The sequence below is a fragment of the Roseibium sp. RKSG952 genome, from assembly GCF_009711355.1.
Genome location: NZ_SMMF01000953.1, coordinates 57,404 through 73,044, shown reverse-complemented (window position 1 = coordinate 73,044; position 15,641 = coordinate 57,404). Strand labels below are relative to the sequence as shown.

At 56.6% G+C, this 15,641-nt stretch carries 18 protein-coding genes; 10 read left to right on the top strand and 8 right to left on the bottom strand.

The features are described from left to right. Positions 1–41: 41 nt before the first annotated feature. Entirely contained in the window at positions 42–1,415 is a 1,374-nt protein-coding gene (locus tag E1297_RS35090; protein ID WP_244327999.1) for a radical SAM protein, read from the top strand. Then, entirely contained in the window at positions 1,412–2,251 is an 840-nt protein-coding gene (locus E1297_RS35085; protein ID WP_155146390.1) for a DUF547 domain-containing protein, read from the top strand. Before E1297_RS35090 ends, E1297_RS35085 begins: the two co-directional genes overlap by 4 nt. 8 nt (positions 2,252–2,259) lie before the next feature. Here E1297_RS35085 and E1297_RS35080 read toward each other — a convergent pair whose 3' ends face one another. From E1297_RS35080 to E1297_RS35065, 4 genes are all read right to left on the bottom strand, one after another. Next, positions 2,260–3,249: an adenosine kinase gene (locus tag E1297_RS35080; protein WP_155146388.1), complete on the bottom strand. Its 990-nt coding sequence runs from the start codon at positions 3,247–3,249 to the stop codon at positions 2,260–2,262. Then, on the bottom strand, positions 3,246–3,890 hold the full coding sequence (gene nth, locus E1297_RS35075; protein WP_155146386.1) for an endonuclease III: 645 nt from the start codon (positions 3,888–3,890) through the stop codon (positions 3,246–3,248). Before nth ends, E1297_RS35080 begins: the two co-directional genes overlap by 4 nt. Before the next feature lie 97 nt (positions 3,891–3,987). Further along, positions 3,988–4,632, bottom strand: coding sequence for a cysteine hydrolase (locus E1297_RS35070; protein WP_155146383.1), 645 nt, complete (start codon positions 4,630–4,632; stop codon positions 3,988–3,990). A gap of 1 nt (position 4,633) precedes the next feature. Then, positions 4,634–5,083, bottom strand: a complete 450-nt coding sequence (locus E1297_RS35065; protein WP_155146381.1) for a MarR family winged helix-turn-helix transcriptional regulator — start codon at positions 5,081–5,083, stop codon at positions 4,634–4,636. A gap of 120 nt (positions 5,084–5,203) precedes the next feature. On the opposite strand from E1297_RS35065, the gene E1297_RS35060 reads away from it, so the two are divergent. From E1297_RS35060 to E1297_RS35050, 3 genes are all read left to right on the top strand, one after another. Then, positions 5,204–6,055 (top strand): bifunctional helix-turn-helix domain-containing protein/methylated-DNA--[protein]-cysteine S-methyltransferase, encoded by an 852-nt coding sequence (locus tag E1297_RS35060; RefSeq protein WP_155146379.1) that lies wholly within the window; start codon positions 5,204–5,206, stop codon positions 6,053–6,055. A 76-nt stretch (positions 6,056–6,131) separates the two neighbouring features. Beyond that, on the top strand, positions 6,132–7,007 hold the full coding sequence (locus E1297_RS35055) for a cation diffusion facilitator family transporter (protein ID WP_244327996.1): 876 nt from the start codon (positions 6,132–6,134) through the stop codon (positions 7,005–7,007). A gap of 173 nt (positions 7,008–7,180) precedes the next feature. Beyond that, the gene (locus tag E1297_RS35050; protein WP_155146376.1) at positions 7,181–7,615 is read left to right on the top strand and encodes a glyoxalase superfamily protein; all 435 of its coding nucleotides are present in this window, start codon (positions 7,181–7,183) and stop codon (positions 7,613–7,615) included. Positions 7,616–7,672: 57 nt separating this feature from the next. Here the strand turns inward: E1297_RS35050 and E1297_RS35045 are convergent, their stop codons facing one another. Next, positions 7,673–9,112: an aldehyde dehydrogenase family protein gene (locus tag E1297_RS35045; RefSeq protein WP_155146374.1), complete on the bottom strand. Its 1,440-nt coding sequence runs from the start codon at positions 9,110–9,112 to the stop codon at positions 7,673–7,675. Between the two features lie 219 nt (positions 9,113–9,331). Here E1297_RS35045 and E1297_RS35040 point away from each other — a divergent pair, with 219 nt between their 5' ends. After that, on the top strand, positions 9,332–9,982 hold the full coding sequence (locus tag E1297_RS35040; protein ID WP_155146372.1) for a peroxiredoxin: 651 nt from the start codon (positions 9,332–9,334) through the stop codon (positions 9,980–9,982). Between the two features lie 97 nt (positions 9,983–10,079). Here E1297_RS35040 and E1297_RS35035 read toward each other — a convergent pair whose 3' ends face one another. Further along, complete coding sequence (locus E1297_RS35035) at positions 10,080–10,769, bottom strand: outer membrane protein (protein WP_155146370.1); 690 nt, start codon at positions 10,767–10,769, stop codon at positions 10,080–10,082. 283 nt (positions 10,770–11,052) lie between these two features. Here E1297_RS35035 and E1297_RS35030 point away from each other — a divergent pair, with 283 nt between their 5' ends. Genes E1297_RS35030 through E1297_RS35020 form a run of 3 tightly spaced genes read left to right on the top strand, consistent with a single transcriptional unit; the run spans position 11,053 to position 12,845 of the window. After that, positions 11,053–11,421 (top strand): hypothetical protein, encoded by a 369-nt coding sequence (locus tag E1297_RS35030; RefSeq protein WP_155146368.1) that lies wholly within the window; start codon positions 11,053–11,055, stop codon positions 11,419–11,421. A gap of 58 nt (positions 11,422–11,479) precedes the next feature. Next, on the top strand, positions 11,480–12,208 hold the full coding sequence (locus E1297_RS35025; protein WP_155146366.1) for a HupE/UreJ family protein: 729 nt from the start codon (positions 11,480–11,482) through the stop codon (positions 12,206–12,208). Positions 12,209–12,224: 16 nt separating this feature from the next. Then, positions 12,225–12,845 carry a transmembrane anchor protein gene (locus tag E1297_RS35020; RefSeq protein ID WP_155146365.1) on the top strand — a complete coding sequence of 207 codons (621 nt, stop codon included), beginning with the start codon at positions 12,225–12,227 and terminating at the stop codon, positions 12,843–12,845. Positions 12,846–12,963: 118 nt separating this feature from the next. Here the strand turns inward: E1297_RS35020 and E1297_RS35015 are convergent, their stop codons facing one another. Continuing rightward, complete coding sequence (locus tag E1297_RS35015; RefSeq protein WP_155146362.1) at positions 12,964–13,875, bottom strand: PLP-dependent cysteine synthase family protein; 912 nt, start codon at positions 13,873–13,875, stop codon at positions 12,964–12,966. Between the two features lie 122 nt (positions 13,876–13,997). On the opposite strand from E1297_RS35015, the gene E1297_RS35010 reads away from it, so the two are divergent. Beyond that, on the top strand, positions 13,998–14,375 hold the full coding sequence (locus tag E1297_RS35010) for a helix-turn-helix domain-containing protein (RefSeq protein ID WP_155146360.1): 378 nt from the start codon (positions 13,998–14,000) through the stop codon (positions 14,373–14,375). Positions 14,376–14,390: 15 nt separating this feature from the next. On the opposite strand, the gene E1297_RS35005 is transcribed toward E1297_RS35010, so the two are convergent. Next, entirely contained in the window at positions 14,391–15,410 is a 1,020-nt protein-coding gene (locus E1297_RS35005) for a Hint domain-containing protein (protein ID WP_155146358.1), read from the bottom strand. Between the last annotated feature and the right edge of the window lie 231 nt (positions 15,411–15,641).

Sequence of the window (15,641 nt, the reverse complement as noted above, 5' to 3'; positions counted from 1 at the left end):
GGGCGTGGCCCGTCGTAAACTGCAGCTTTAGCTTGGCGCGTATGAAAGATATCGCGCCAGGCCATTCCAATGTCGTTCCCGCAGGCCGAGTATTTCGCGGCTCCGACCGTCGTGCGACTTTGCGGGAAGGTTTGCAAGGATGTGGCGAATACGGACATTCTCAAACCGCGGGCCGCTTTTATCCGATCGCCTGTGTTGCGCTTGAGGTGACCCAGCGATGCAATCTTGATTGTACGCTCTGCTACCTCTCGGATCGGGCGGAGATGACCTATGATCCGCCTTTGTCGGTTCTCTTTGCGCGGCTGGCCACGATCCACAGCCATTATGGCCCGGGTGTTTCGGTGCAACTCACCGGAGGTGACCCAACCCTGCGCAAAGTCGAGGATCTTGAGGCGCTTTGCCGTGAAATTCGCCGCCTTGGAATGCGGTCGTGTTTGATGACCAACGGTATCCGCGCGAGTCGCGCGTTCTTGTCCCGACTGGCAGCGGCAGGTTTGGACGATGTAGCGTTTCACGTGGACATGACCCAGGAGCGCAAAGGGTTTGACAGCGAGATTGAGCTGAACACGGTACGTCGCAACTACATAGTCGCAGCGCACGGGCTTGGTCTGCGCATTTTGTTCAACACAACTGTGTTTGATGGCAATCTGTCCGATCTCCCCGCATTGGCGCGGTTCATGCGGGACCAGCCCGAGATCGCATTTGTCTCCTTCCAGATGCAGGCCGACACCGGCAGGGGTGTTCTGCGTGAGCGACCGGATTCAATCACACAGAGCAGTGTCATGCGGGCGGTGGAGCAGGGGTATGGCACCCCACTGCATTTCGATGCGGCGGCGGTCGGGCATTCCGGATGTAATCGATACGCTTCTGTCCTGACCGCCGGTGGGCGGGCGATTTCCGTCCTGTCGCATCAGCGTCTGGTGCAACAGGTAATCGCCGCATTGGAGCAGATGGACAGATCGGCGGATGCATATCTCGACACGCGCGACAGCGTTCGGCGGTTGGTTCTTCGGAGGCCGGGCCTTGCCTTGCGGGCCGCTGCGCATCTTGCGGGCTGTGTCCTTCGATTGGGGATGGGTCTGTTGCGTGGTCGGGTCAGGCGACAGGCGGTATTCATCCATAACTTCATGGCTGCCGACGCGCTGGAGGAAGATCGCTGTGCGTCCTGTGTGTTCATGGTCGCCACGGGCAACGGCCCGTTGTCCATGTGTGTTCACAACGCCCAGCGTGACCTGCATCTTGCCATGCCTGACAAAGTTGACGGCCCAATGGGGACGTATTGGTGGAACTCTGCCATGCGAGATCTGTCTAACCACCCTGAGTTGCCCGGTCTGGATAGTCCTGAACAGGCCCCGATCAAGAAGCTCAAAGGTCAGCTGCGTGCGCGGCGTCAGAACCGGAAGGGAAAATCATGAAAGCTCTTTGGCTCATCCTGCTTCTGCCTCTTCTGGCGGCTTGCGCCAGTGTCGAACGTCTGGCGCTGCCCAGTGCTGTGCCGTTTGCCGACACCAATCTGACCCGCTCGGCGCAACCGCCCGGTGATCGTGTCGATCATCGCGATTGGAGTAGCTTTCTCGCGCGCTACGTCGCTACCGACACACAAGGAGTGAACAGAGTCGCCTATGCGCAGGTCACGCAGGCTGATCAAGCTCGATTGGACCAGTACCTGAGTGATCTTCAATCGGTTGATCCTGCCCGTCTGACCCGGGATCAGCAACTGGCCTATTGGATCAATCTCTATAATGCACTGACCGTGGATCTGATCCTCGAAAACTATCCCGTCGCTTCGATCCGCGACATTACAGATGGTGCGTTTTCCTTTGGCCCGTGGGATCGGCCTTTGGCGCAGGTCGCGGGTCAGACACTGACGCTGAACGATATCGAACACCGCATCATACGACCTACATTCAACGAACCACGAATTCATTACGCGTTGAACTGCGCTGCAGTTGGGTGTCCGAACCTGATGGATCGGGCGTGGCAGGCTGAGACGCTCGAACGTGATTTCTCGGTCGCCGAAAATGCCTACGTTAACGACCCGCGCGGCGTCAGGTTTGACACCCGCGGGCGGCTGATCCTGTCAAAGATCTACATCTGGTTCCGAGAGGATTTCGGACCAAACGACCAGGCAGTTCTTGCGTATCTTGCAACTGCGGCGGATCCGGCTCTCAGCGCCCGTCTGTCTCAAACCTCCCGCATCAGCGGATATGAGTATGACTGGGCGCTGAATGATGCCGCCGCTGGATTCTGAAAGACCGCTTACAGCAGCCCTTCTTCGCGCAGCAGCTCCAGCATGTTTGCTTCGGGCCGCGGGCCGATGTGGCTGATCACTTCACGGGCACAGACATTGCCGATACGGGCACAGGTTTCATAGTCGCGGCCTGTGGCCATTCCGAACAGGAAGCCGGCAGCGAACTGATCGCCTGCGCCGGTTGCATCCACCGGTACAACCTTTTCCACTGCCACGTCGATGCGCTTGCCTTCGTTCAGAACGGTCACTCCGTCACCGGAACGGGTGCAAACAACCAGCGGGCAGATCTCACTGGTTTTGGCCAGTGCTTCGTCCAGATCATCGGTTTCGAACAACGATTTGATTTCCGCTTCGTTGCCGATGACGAAATCCAGCTCGTTCTCGATCAGCAGCAGGAAATCGACCCGGTGGCGTTCGACGCAGAACGGATCGGAAATCGCGATGCCAGCCTTGCCTCCGCCCTTGTGGCAGTTGCGCGCTGCCTCAAGAAATGCGGCTTTGCCTTTTTCCTTGTCGAACAGATAGCCTTCCAGGAACATGATCTGGCTGTTGCCTGCCACATCCCCGGACACGTCCTCGGATGACAGTTCCGAGGAAATCCCCAGATAGGTGTTCATCGACCGTTCACCATCGGGCGAGACAAAGATCATCGAACGCGAGGTTGGCAGCTCGCCGCCCGGCACTGGCGGGTTCACAAAATCAACACCGTCCTCATTCATTGCATCCGCATAGAACCGACCCAGCGCATCGTCATGCACGCGGCCGATAAAGGCTGCATCCAGTCCCAGCGCACCGGCACCCGCAATCGTGTTGGCGACCGAGCCGCCGGGCGTCTGCACCCGTGATTCCATCGAGGCATACAACACTTCGCCGCGTTCCTGCTCGATCAGCTGCATGATGCCTTTTTCAATGCCCATCAGCTCCAGGAAACTGTCGTCGGCTTGGGAAATCACGTCCACAACGGCATTCCCGATGCCCGTCAGCTGGTAAGTTTTCATAGGTTTTTATCCTCAAATTCGCAAAGATCGCGGATGATACAGGTGGGGCACATCGGTTTGCGTGCCTTGCAGTGATAGCGGCCATGCAGGATCAGCCAGTGATGCGCATGCAGCTGAAAATCGGTTGGTATGTTGTCCTCGATAGCGCGTTCAACAACGTCGACGTTTTTACCGGGACAGATACCGGTGCGGTTACCGACCCGAAAGATATGCGTGTCTACTGCCTGCGCCGGATAATGCCACCACATATTCAGAACCACATTGGCGGTTTTTCGCCCGACGCCGGGCAAGGACTGCAGGGCAGCACGAGAATTGGGGACTTCGCCCCCGTAGTCTTCGACCAGAATGCGGCTCAGCTTGATGACATTTTTGGCTTTCTGACGGAACAGGCCGATGGTCTTGATATGCTCGATCAGACCCTCTTCGCCCAGATCCAGCATCTTCTGCGGCGTGTCAGCAATTTTGAACAGTTCGCGTGTCGCCTTGTTGACTCCCGCATCGGTCGCTTGCGCTGACAGTGCCACTGCCACGACCAGGGTGTAGACGTTCACATGATCAAGCTCGCCCTTGGGTTCCGGGTCGGCCTGTTGAAAGCGTGTAAAGATCTCGCGGATCGTGTGGTAGTCGAGTTGTTTAGCCATCCAGCACGGTATGCCCTGCCGGATCGCTGCTCGCAATTGAAAAGGCCGGGAATTGGCAACACGAATGGCCGAGTGTTGGGTCGCTGCTATAGGAGTATCACGCCGATAGCCCTCGGAGTTCCGCCCCCTTTACCTCCAGTTTCTCTTTAACCTTCGCCCAATGTGCTGGATTGGCTGCTAGAACAGCTGTCGGATCGATGTGTACACGATAGCCCCGGTTCAGCGCCCCCTGCGCTGTCTTGTTGACGCAATGGCATCCATCAAGTCCGGTCAGGATCAGGGTTCCGATCTGGTTGTCTTCCAAAAACTGCTCAAACGCGGTCGAGGAAAAGGCATCGCCTACGGTTTTTACAAACTCCGCATCCGCATTCAGCCCGAGGCGCGGATCGGTCTCGATCCCGGCCGACCCGTCATTGCCACGCCCCTGATTGAACCAGCCGTTCAGCAGGTTCGCCAGCTTGCCCTTGAAAACGTGTCGAATGGCGATCACGGGCATCCCGTCCTCGCGGGCCTGCCTGACAGAATCCTTTATGTTTGAAATGGCAGCATCCAACTCAGCGGCATCCCATCCGGGTGCCGAGGTGAAATCAGTCTGCATGTCGATTACCACCAGCGCCGTTGCCGGACGGGCAGCCAGATCAATTGCTGGACCGGTTGTTGGCGTGCCAATTCTGCGAATTTCATTTAGAATATAGAGAACCGCGATCACAATTCCGGCGAGAATGATCCAAAGAACCGGCATCTCAGACCTCCTCAGCCAGATCGGCAAAAAACCGTGTGAGCGCCAGTTGTACCTTATGGTAAGTCGCAAGCTCTTCGGGAGAGAAGTCTTTGGAAAAACTGGCCAGTTTTGACATCTCATCTGTTCGGATCGCAGTGATGATGTCCTGGCCCGTGGGTGTCAGCCGATAGCAGTAAGAACGCGCGCGCTTGGGGTTGGCGCGACTGTCGACCAGACCGGCCTTCATCACTTCCTGCAGGATGCGCGCGACGTATTGCCGTTTCAGCTGCAACTCGGTGCATAACTGCGGGGCTGTCGCTCCGGGGAAAAGGGATAGCCCCTCTAGGATGGCACGTTGTCCTACAGTTACGCCTTCACGATTGCTGCCGCGTTCAACCGCGGCGGTAATGTTGCGCAGCAGGGGCCGCGTGGCCTGAACTGCCTGATAGAGTTGATCCAATGGTTGTTCCATGCCCTTAATCTAGATAGGCGTAAAGCGATTCGTCAACTCAGTTGACAAATATATGCGCAGGTTCCGGGTCGCGGCATTGGTCAGGGCGAGGTAATGTTTATGTAAGCGAAGAGGTGCAACATGAACGTACAGAACCCAGAAACCGGCTATCACTACAACGTCATGCGGCGCGCGATCGAGTTGATCGATCAGGGCGGTGAAACGCTCAGCCTTGATGAACTGGCACGTCAGATGGATATGAGCCCCGCGCATTTTCAGCGGCTGTTCTCACGCTGGACCGGAGTTTCGCCAAAGCGATATCAGCAATATCTGACCCTTGGGCATGCCAAGGCGCTGTTGCGGGAACGGTTCACGACTTTGGAAACCGCCCACAATGTGGGGCTGTCCGGTAGTGGACGCCTGCACGATCTGTTTCTCAAATGGGAAGCGATGAGTCCCGGCGAATATGCCCGCAAGGGCGAAGGCCTGACCATCTATTGGGGTTGGTTCGAAAGCCCGTTCGGCCCTGCATTGGTCATGGGCACCGACAAGGGTATCTGCGGCATGGCTTTTGGTGCGGAAACTGGCGAGGAAGAAGCGATGGAAGACATGCTCTCTCGCTGGCCCAAGGCCAGATTTGTCGAAGACCCGATGCTTCTGCGACCATGGGTGCTTAGTGCATTTGGTGCGGAAAGTGAAAGGTTAGAGCCTACGCCGCTCTTTCTGATCGGCTCACCGCTGCAGATCAAAGTGTGGGAGGCGTTGATGCAAATACCATCGGGCCAAGTCACGACATATTCCGCGATCGCCCAGCGAGTGGGATCGCCACAAGCCGTTCGCGCGGTGGGCACGGCGGTCGGACGCAATCCGGTCAGCTGGCTGATCCCCTGCCATCGCGCCTTGCGCAAATCCGGTGGCTTGGGTGGTTATCACTGGGGGCTGCCCGTCAAGCGTGCGATGCTGGCCTATGAGGCAGCGCAGGCCGACGCATAGGCGTCGGCTGAAAAAAGCCGCCCTCAAGCTTGACCCTTGTGGTAGACGATAGGGGATGACGCAAGAAATTAGGCTGATGTCTCAGAAGTTTGCTGCCTGGTCCATTCCGGTGTCCCTTGCCGTGTTGCTGCTGAAGCTGTTGGCCTGGTGGCTGACCGGCTCGGTGGCGCTGCTTTCGGATGCGCTCGAGTCCATTGTGAATGTTGCGGCCGCACTTCTGGCCTATTTTGCGGTTCAGATTTCGGGCCGACCACCGGATGAGAAACACCCTTTTGGGCATAAAAAAGCCGAGTATCTCTCGGCCGTTGCTGAAGGGACGTTGATCGTTCTGGCGGCGCTATTGATCATTCGCGAGGCTGTCTCGGCGCTGCCATCTCCGCATTTGGATCATGCTCCGATGATCGGAATAGCTGTAAACGCCGTCGCGACCTGCATCAACGGCGCTTGGGCTGTCATTCTGCTGCGCGTTGGAAGACGCGAGAAATCGCCCGCGCTGGAGGCCAGCTCAAAGCACATTTTCACCGATGTCATGACCTCTGTCGGGGTTGTTGTGGGTCTTCTATTTGCGCTGGCTACGGGCTGGCTGATCCTTGATCCGATTATCGCTATTCTGGTCGCGCTGAACATCCTTTGGGAAGGCTGGAAAGTCATTCGTTCCTCCGTTGACGGGCTCATGGATGCCTCATTGTCCGAACAGGATCTGCAAACCGTGCGCACAGCGATCGATGCCAATCTCGGACCTGCGCTGGAGTATCACGATCTGAGGGGTCGCAGGTCAGCAAGCGTCATTTTCGTCGAGTTCCACCTTGTCGTGGCCGGCGATATGTCGGTGGCTGCTGCTCATGACATCTGCGACGATATCGAAGAGGCGCTGCTGAAAAAATATCCGGGGTCGGTATTTGTAATCCATCTCGAGCCGGATTCTGAGCTGAAGGCAGCGGTGGCCGATTGACAGTTCGTGTGACCGATGTCAGGAATTGCGCAGGTTCGGAAACCCTGCCGTTCGCGGTCGTTGACCATGGTGAAACCCGATTGAACTAACATCTGATGCTCCATTTCTGGCGCGCGGATGGCAATGCGAACACCGTCCAGACTTCGCGCCCGTTAAAGGAAACGAGGCAAAGAATGGCAAATACGAAAAACATCGCTTCGATTGAAGAATTGAAGACGCAGGCGAGGCGGCTGCGTGAACGACTGCGCGGCGCTGGTGTTAAGCTGTCCCACAGCGAGGCGCTGGAAACAGTTGCGCATCAGCATGGTGTAAAGGACTGGAATACGCTGCATGCGATGGCGGGTAACCGGATGCGGCTTCGGGTCGGCGACCGGGTCGAGGGCCGCTATCTCGGGCAGTCTTTCTCGGCAGAAATCCGGGGTTTAACCATGATGAGCGACGGCTCTCATCGACGGGTAACCCTGCATTTTGATACGCCGGTAGACGTGGTTCAATTCGACAGTTTCTCGGCGTTTCGTCAGCGTGTTACGGGCGAAATTGGCTGGGACGGCCGATCCACCCGACATACATCGAACGGAGAGCCACAGTTGATCGTGCGACCTGCCTGACAGAAAAAGCGAGGCACGAAACCGTGCCTCGCCTTAAATCATCAGCAAGCGGAGTGTTTACTCTGCAGTCCAGCCGCCAACCGCTTTGACCTCAAGGAAGTCTTCCAGACCCCAGAGGCCGCCTTCGCGCCCGTTGCCGGACTGTTTCATACCACCAAAGGGTGAGCCAGCCGCACGGGACTGGCCATTCATCTCGACCATGCCCGAGCGCAGATGCCGTGCCATCCGATTGGCGCGTGCGCCATCCTGTGTCTGGACATAGTTGGTCAGGCCGTAAGGGGTGTCATTGGCAATCTCGATGGCTTCCTCTTCGGTGTCGAAGGGGATCATGGTCAGAACCGGGCCAAAGATCTCTTCGCGCGCGATGGTCATCTGGTTGTTCGCATCGGCAAAGACGGTCGGGCGCACATAGTAGCCCTTGTTCAGGCCTTCGGGTCGTCCGGTGCCACCTGCAACCAGACGCGCACCTTCATCGATGCCCTTTTGGATCAGGTCCTGAATCTTGCCCCACTGCACCTCGTTCACGACGGGACCGATATGGCGACCTTCGTCCTGAGCGGGGCCAACAGCAACCTTGTTTGCAACCTCTGCCGCAGTCTCAACAGCCTGATCGTAGATCGGGCGCTGCACCAGCATACGGCTGGGTGCGTTACAGCTCTGGCCGGTGTTGTTCATCATGTGCAGAACACCCCGCTTGACCGCCTTTTCATCGGCATCGGCAAAGACGACATTCGCACCTTTGCCACCCAATTCCAGATGCACCTTCTTCAGCGTATCGGCTGCATTTTTGGAAATCGCGGTTCCGGCGCGGGTCGAACCGGTGAAGCTGACCATATCCACATCCGGATGTCCCGAAAGCTGCGAACCAACGCCGACACCGTCCCCGTTCACCAGATTGAAGACACCGGCGGGGAAACCTGCCTCATCCATCATCTCGGCAAAGATCATCGCGTTCAGCGGGCTCTGCTCGGATGGTTTCAGCACCATCGTGCAGCCTGCGATGGCTGCTGCACCGACCTTGAGCGTGACCTGATTCATCGGCCAGTTCCATGGCGTGATCAGCGCGGCTACACCTACGGCCTCATAAATAATGCGGTCGTTAGGGGCATGATCCCCCAGCGGGCGATCGAACTGAAACGCCTTGGCTGCTCGGATGAAGTTTTTCAGATGCCAGGTCCCGGCACCAACCTGCTGTGTGCGCGACATGTCGATCGGCGCGCCCATTTCCAGCGACATGGCCTGCGCTAGATCTTCGGCGCGGGTCTGGTAGATTTCGATCAGCTTTTCCACCAGCGCGATACGCTCTTCCACTGGCGTTTCCATCCAGCCGGGCAGCGCTGCCTTGGCAGCTGCGACCGCAGCATTCGTATCAGCTTCGGAACCCAGCGAAATCACGGCACAGGGCTCTTCGGTCGACGGGTTGATTACCTGGAAATCATTTGCCGCCGAGGGGGCGACCCACTTGCCGTTGATATAGAAATCGCGTTTTTCGATCATGGCTCATCCTCCGGAGCAGAAATCAATCGACCGATCGGTCGGTTTTCTAGGGCACTCTGTCACCCGACCCGATGCGGGGCAAGTGGGAAATCATAATTTGATCAAATTATGTATCTGCCAAATCTTCTGACAGAGCAACATGAATGGTTTAACCTCTGCGCAAAGTGATTAGGTTGGCATCAACCGACTCGGAGTTTTTCACAGGAAAGGAGATTCCCAATGGGTTTGCGCATCAACGATACCGTCCCGAATTTCACCGCTGAAACGGATCAGGGCACCGTTCAGTTCCACGACTGGATTGGCGACAGCTGGGCCATCCTGTTCTCGCACCCCAAGGACTTCACCCCTGTCTGCACCACCGAGTTCTCGGCCGTTGCACAGTTGAACGACGAATGGGCGGCGCGGAACACCAAGGTCATCGGTGTGTCGGTCGATGGTGTCGAGGACCACAAGAAGTGGAAAAAGGACATCGAGGAATACGGCAAGGCCAACCCCGGTTTCCCGATTATCGCTGATGATGGTCTGGCCGTGTCGAAAGCCTTCGACATGCTGCCGGCCGAAGCCTATCTACCCGATGGCCGTACGCCTGCCGACAGCGCCACTGTGCGCTCGGTCTTTATCATTGGTCCGGACAAGCAACTGAAACTGTCGATGACCTATCCGATGACTGTTGGTCGGAACTTTGCCGAAATCCTGCGTGCGCTGGATGGTCTGCAGATGAGCGCCAAAGGTGTTGCGACGCCGGCGAACTGGGTTCCGGGTGAGGATGTAATCATTCCGCCGACCGTCTCGAACGAAGACGCCAAAGAGAAATTTGGCGAGTTCGAGACAATCTTCCCCTACCTGCGCAAAACCAAAGCGCCTGAGTAAGGGTTAAACCTGTTTGAAATTCCGCGTGCCCTGATCCTTCAGATACCGGGCACGCGGGTAGAGGAAACGGAACCGAGACGTTTCCCCTGTGCTGCGTTCAGAAGCTGTAGCGCAGACCGAAGTTCACGCTGAACGTATCCAGATCATCCTCAACCGTGCCGGTCGACGCTCCGTTTGGTGCCAGCCGTTGCGAGGACACATCGAAGGCACGGGAATAGCGGGCATCGACGGTAAACGCGGTTGAGCTGTTGATGTCATAGGCCACACCCGCAATCAGCTGTGCCGCAAAATTGGTGTCGCTGTCATCCAGTGCCACGCCGGGTCCATAGACAAAGTTCAGATCAGAATAGGTGGCGCCCAGACCAAACCCGGCAAAAGGGGTGACCTTGCCGCTCTGTTTGAAGTCAAACAGCACGTTGGCAAACAACGAGGTCTGGCTGACATCGCCCGACACGTTGCCTTCGGGCGCCGGGCCGTTGCCCGAGAAATTCACACCATCCACATCATTGTCTCGATAGGACAGCTCCAGCTCGATCCGTGTGCCGACATTGTCGTTCGACCATTGCGGTATTTTCTTACCGATGGCCAGGCCAAGCCCGTATCCGCCATCAAAATCCGTATCGACCGACTGGGTCGCAGCGCCGATCGTGCCCGAGAAGTCGCTGTCCTGCAGTTGGCTGTATCCAATAAAGCCCTGAATATAGGCGCCGTCCGACAGGCTTTGGGCGGCCAATGCTGATGCGCTCAGCGTCAAGGCGGCCGATGTCAGGAGAAGACGAGTAACCATAACTGTGTCCTTTGTTCCAAATGGTGCATGGCGCACATGTGGGAGAGAGGGCAGCAAAAGGAAGGCTCCGGGCCTTCACACCGGGTCACTCTTAGTTGGCGCTGCGTGAGCGAATAAATTCTGCCCGTGAATTGTTCTTTGCTTTGCCGCCAACCGGCAGTCATTCGCCACCTGCAGTGCGGCATGGTCGTTGATGCCATTTTAGGGATTGCTCTGAAATTCCAAACGGGGGTAGGTCAGGTTGAGGGCAGGGGTCTCAGCAAGGCCGATGTAAGAGCTTAAAATGCAACTGGAACCGGGCAAAGATATCAGGAATTGGACGAGACGGGTCTTCGTTTCGGTTATGGCCCTGTCACTGCTCGTCTGGTCGCTGGCCCCGTCGTTTTCGCACCCAACAGATTTTCTGCTGACCGAAGCCCGTGCTGAGGCTATTCACGACGATCACGAGCATTCACATGGCGACAGCGTCGATCGTTACTGGTCGTTGCACGGTCACAGTCATGATGTGGCCGATCACGACCACAGCTCGGCCATTCTGATCCGCAATGGTTCAGCCCTGCCGGTTACGGAGTACCGGCTGGCCGGGGTTCTGGACCCGTTCGTCGACCCACCCAATCCGGTTTATCGGCTCGAACGACCTCCGCGCGTCTGATCTGTCCCGCCCTATGGCGGGCTCAAAGATCATTCCTACAAAAAGCGGAGATATTCTCATGCACGCAGTCCAAAGGGGCTGGGGCGGGTTGGCGATGCGCCAATTCCTGCTTCTGGCAACCCTTATCCTTGCGGCGCTCGGGTTCAGTGCAACCTATGCCGCCGCGCATAATGTAACCGCCGGTGATGCCGGCTATATCCAGCAGATCTGGGGCGTCAAACTGATCCCCTTTGCCTATCTTGGCGCCAAGCACATGGTAACGGGATATGACCATATCCTGTTTCTGTTCGGGGTCGTGTTTTTCCTGTACAGGGCCAAACACGTTGCCACCTATGTCAGCATCTTTGCCCTCGGGCATTCCACGACCATGCTGGCAGGGGTTTACTTCGGTTGGAACGTCAACGCCTATATCGTTGACGCGATCATCGGCCTGTCCGTCGTCTACAAGGCGTTGGACAATCTGGGCGCCTATCAGCGCTGGTTCGGGTTTCAGCCAAATACCAAGCTGGCGACGCTGATCTTTGGCTTTTTCCACGGCCTCGGTCTGGCGACCAAAATCCTTGATTATGACATTCCGCAGGACGGGCTGCTGCCCAACCTTATGGCCTTCAATGTCGGGGTCGAGATTGGCCAGATGCTGGCCCTGGCGATGATCCTGATCGTCATGGGTTTTTGGCGAAAGTCCCCATTCTTCTGGAAACACGCCTACACGGTCAACGTGATGATGATGTCAGCCGGCTTTGTCCTGATTGGCTATCAGCTCACCGGCCTTTTCACCACAACCTGAATTCGCGGAGAAACACATGTACAACTCTGAAAAACCTTCCCCCGAGGAGCTGCCAAGCTCGCAGCAACTCATCCGATCCACCATTATCGCTGCGGTTGCGGCCGTGGCCATTCTGATCACCATCGTTTTGCCAGCAGAGTACGGTATTGATCCCACGCGGATCGGCCGGGTTCTTGGGCTGACCGAAATGGGTGAGATCAAGACCGAACTGGCGGATGAGGCCGCCCGAGATGCCCAAGCGGCAAGTGACGAGCAATCGAGTCTGCTGCTGGATATCATGGGGGCCTTTGTTGGGGCCGCCTATGCACAAGAAAGCATTGAGCCCTGGTCAGACGAATTTTCATTCACCCTGGCACCGGGCGAAGGGATCGAGTGGAAGTTGGTCATGGAAGAAGGTGCCGTCGCAGAATATGAGTGGGTCGCCGAAGGTGGGCGCATCAACTTTGATCTGCATGGCGACAATTCGGATCAGTCGATCAGCTATGAAAAGGGCAGGGGCAAGACCGACGACCGCGGCGATCTGGTTGCAGCCTTTGACGGCAATCACGGCTGGTTCTGGCGCAACCGTGACAAGCAGGACATTATGGTCACCGTGAAATTGCGCGGCGCCTACAGCGATCTGAAACGCACTTACTGATCAGGATGCCCCGGCTCAATCGCGAGTCGGGGCAACCACGGGCTTTGGCTTGTACTTACCAAGTGCAATCATCGTGTATCAGGGGGCCAGTTGCTGCCCGGTTCAGCATCATGGCTGACTAGCCGTGCAAATTGTCTTTCAAGTAACGCAAACCGGTGTCGATGATCACGGTCACCACGGTTTTACCCGGTCCAAGTTCCCGGGCTTTCTGCAGGGCAGCCCAAATGTTCGCACCGGACGTAACCCCGCCAAGCAGACCCTCGCTATGGGCCAGCGTTCGGGCGCCCCAATAAGCGTCTTCATCCTTCACCGGGATAACCGAGTCGATAAGGTCCCGGCGTAGTATCGCAGGCACAAAAGAAAGCCCGATCCCTTCAAGCTTGTGCGTGCCGCCCGTATCACCGCCCGAGATGTTGCGGACATGGTAGGGTTCGATCGCAACGATTTCGGTTCCTGGATTGTGGGCTTTCAGAACCTCGGCATTGCCAGAGATACAGCCACCCCCTCCGGCAGCCATGACAAAGGCATCGATTGGGCGGCTGGCCTGTGTCAGGATCTCCTGCGCCATGCCGTGGTAACCCAGCTTATTGTCCATGTTGTTGACCTGATCCGGCCAGAATGTACTGGGTTCACCGGTCAGTTCCTTTGCCCGTGCGATCATCCGGTTGATCACGTCGGCAGTCAGCACTCCGCCTTCAGCATGAATAATCTCGACTTCGGCGCCAAAGGCCCGCATCGTCTGTAGCTTTTCTTCGGAAAACCCGTTCGAGGATACAAAATGCGCCTCATAACCGCGCGTTGCGCAAACCATTGCAAGCGAACTTCCGGTGCTACCGCCCGTATATTCGACGACGCGCCCTCCGGGTTTCAGTTCACCGCGCCGTTCTGCGCCTTCGATCATCGACAAGGCCATGCGGTCTTTCATGCTGCCCGTCGGGTTTGCCCCCTCCCACTTAACATAGATGTCGGCGTGATCCGGTCCGGTCAGACGGGTCAGCTTGATGAGGGGCGTGTTTCCGATGGCGAGCATGATCAAGTCTTTCGAAGGTGAGAGTAGAGACTTCCATAAATTAAGTTACTATTTGCATCAAGCTTCCATTTTTTAAGTTACCAGGGTAAACCGATGTTTGCATTGCCTGACCAGAGGATGACATGACTCAAGCCGATCATGAATTTCGCTCCCGCTGCTCCATAGCGCGCAGCCTTGAAATCCTGGGGGATAAATGGACCCTTCTGGTGGTGCGCGACCTGATGTGGCACGGAAAACATACGTTTCAGGAACTCCAAAACAGCGAAGAACATTTGCCGCCGAACTTGTTGTCCCAACGTTTGAAACGACTGATGGAATGGGGATTGGTCGAGCGCGAGGCCTATCAGGACCGGCCTGTTCGCTATCGATATCAGCTTACACCCCGGGGGCGAGAGTTGGAGCCTGCCTTGTTGCAGATCATGCGCTGGGGTTATGCGCACTTGGGTGGCGGGCTTTATGATCCGGACAAAGGTGCCACAGTGGCAAATGTTTCCAACTAAGGTCGCTTTGTACGGCTATGAAAGCCTGACAGCCTCTGGCGCGGTGTAATCAGCTGACAGTGCCACTGGAACCGACAGTTCTGATTGCAGCGCGCGTACCTCATAGGGTTTCAGGACCGGCAGCACAGTCGGACCGTAACTCTTCGCATTCAACGTCAATTCGGGGAAAAGCTCGAAAAGCTCGCGCCTGGTTGCCGGTGAAACCGCACTCATCGTGGTGTCACCGGGATAGAATGATTCAGACCAGACGCCTTCAACTTTGACCAGCTCGTGACTGTCGAACAGCAGATGGATGTATATGACATCCTGATCGGGCGGCATCTGCGTGATATCCCGGCCATCGACCATGCCCTTTGCAGGGGCCAGCATCATGCTGTCGGCATAGTACAACTCCATCGACGCGGATGTGACCGCGATCCGATGTTGAGGCGAGATAAGCAAGTCGCGCTGGGGGCAGCCTTTGGAAAAACTGTTTGCCCGAATGCGAATGGGGCAAAGATGAGAGTCGATCTTCAACTCATGTGCTGACAACCGGCGTTTGCCGACCCAGCGCAGGGGTTTGCAACTGCCATCAGCGGTTACCACGTGGTCACCGGGTTTCAGTGTTTCTATCCGGCGCAGACCTGCCGGGGTCAGGATTCTAGAGCCTGCAGTGAAACACACGAAGGTGGGTATTGTGTCATATTCGGTTGGTGGCGCAGTAACGATCGAGTTGTTGGTATTCGCAATCGTGTCCCCAACCGACACTTCACCGGAAGTGACGACGACATATTGGGGATTTGAGAACTGAAGCAGCGTAAAGGTGACAGGATTCCCGCCGACATTGCCGCTGTAAGTCTCAAACACCTGAAAGTTCGTAGAGTTTCCGATGAAACCGGGAACACCGCTGACATCAAGCTGCGGGTTTCCATCCGCATCCGGGTCTTCGAGGCTGTCATCAGTATCGATGATCTCGACCTGATAAGCGTTCAGCACCACGACATTGGTGTTACTCAGAGGATCGCTGTTGATCTCGTAAATTGTGATAAATTCCATGGCTGAAAGTCATCCAATCACAACAAGAGGTTAAATCTATAATGAAATGATACACTTTTTGCGTGTGTCTTCCTAGGGACTTTCACGGCTTGTTGGGTGTGGCGTGATCTGCAGTCGTGCAGTACAGCCAAATTGCGAAAGGTCGTGCTGGCACAAAAAAGGCCCCGGTGTATCCACCGGGGCCTTCATCAGTCAAAAGGTGGGCAGATTATTCTGCGCCTTCCTCTTTCT

Coding starts and splice junctions, on each gene's coding strand:
- E1297_RS35020 (WP_155146365.1), top strand. CDS start 12,225: ATGTACAACTCTGAAAAACCTTCCCCCGAGGAGCTGCCAAGCTCGCAG.
- E1297_RS35010 (WP_155146360.1), top strand. CDS start 13,998: ATGACTCAAGCCGATCATGAATTTCGCTCCCGCTGCTCCATAGCGCGC.
- E1297_RS35050 (WP_155146376.1), top strand. CDS start 7,181: ATGGCAAATACGAAAAACATCGCTTCGATTGAAGAATTGAAGACGCAG.
- E1297_RS35055 (WP_244327996.1), top strand. CDS start 6,132: ATGTCTCAGAAGTTTGCTGCCTGGTCCATTCCGGTGTCCCTTGCCGTG.
- E1297_RS35005 (WP_155146358.1), bottom strand. CDS start 15,410: ATGGAATTTATCACAATTTACGAGATCAACAGCGATCCTCTGAGTAAC.
- E1297_RS35065 (WP_155146381.1), bottom strand. CDS start 5,083: ATGGAACAACCATTGGATCAACTCTATCAGGCAGTTCAGGCCACGCGG.
- E1297_RS35090 (WP_244327999.1), top strand. CDS start 42: ATGAAAGATATCGCGCCAGGCCATTCCAATGTCGTTCCCGCAGGCCGA.
- E1297_RS35080 (WP_155146388.1), bottom strand. CDS start 3,249: ATGAAAACTTACCAGCTGACGGGCATCGGGAATGCCGTTGTGGACGTG.
- E1297_RS35035 (WP_155146370.1), bottom strand. CDS start 10,769: ATGGTTACTCGTCTTCTCCTGACATCGGCCGCCTTGACGCTGAGCGCA.
- nth (WP_155146386.1), bottom strand. CDS start 3,890: ATGGCTAAACAACTCGACTACCACACGATCCGCGAGATCTTTACACGC.
- E1297_RS35070 (WP_155146383.1), bottom strand. CDS start 4,632: ATGCCGGTTCTTTGGATCATTCTCGCCGGAATTGTGATCGCGGTTCTC.
- E1297_RS35030 (WP_155146368.1), top strand. CDS start 11,053: ATGCAACTGGAACCGGGCAAAGATATCAGGAATTGGACGAGACGGGTC.
- E1297_RS35025 (WP_155146366.1), top strand. CDS start 11,480: ATGCACGCAGTCCAAAGGGGCTGGGGCGGGTTGGCGATGCGCCAATTC.
- E1297_RS35015 (WP_155146362.1), bottom strand. CDS start 13,875: ATGCTCGCCATCGGAAACACGCCCCTCATCAAGCTGACCCGTCTGACC.
- E1297_RS35085 (WP_155146390.1), top strand. CDS start 1,412: ATGAAAGCTCTTTGGCTCATCCTGCTTCTGCCTCTTCTGGCGGCTTGC.
- E1297_RS35060 (WP_155146379.1), top strand. CDS start 5,204: ATGAACGTACAGAACCCAGAAACCGGCTATCACTACAACGTCATGCGG.
- E1297_RS35040 (WP_155146372.1), top strand. CDS start 9,332: ATGGGTTTGCGCATCAACGATACCGTCCCGAATTTCACCGCTGAAACG.
- E1297_RS35045 (WP_155146374.1), bottom strand. CDS start 9,112: ATGATCGAAAAACGCGATTTCTATATCAACGGCAAGTGGGTCGCCCCC.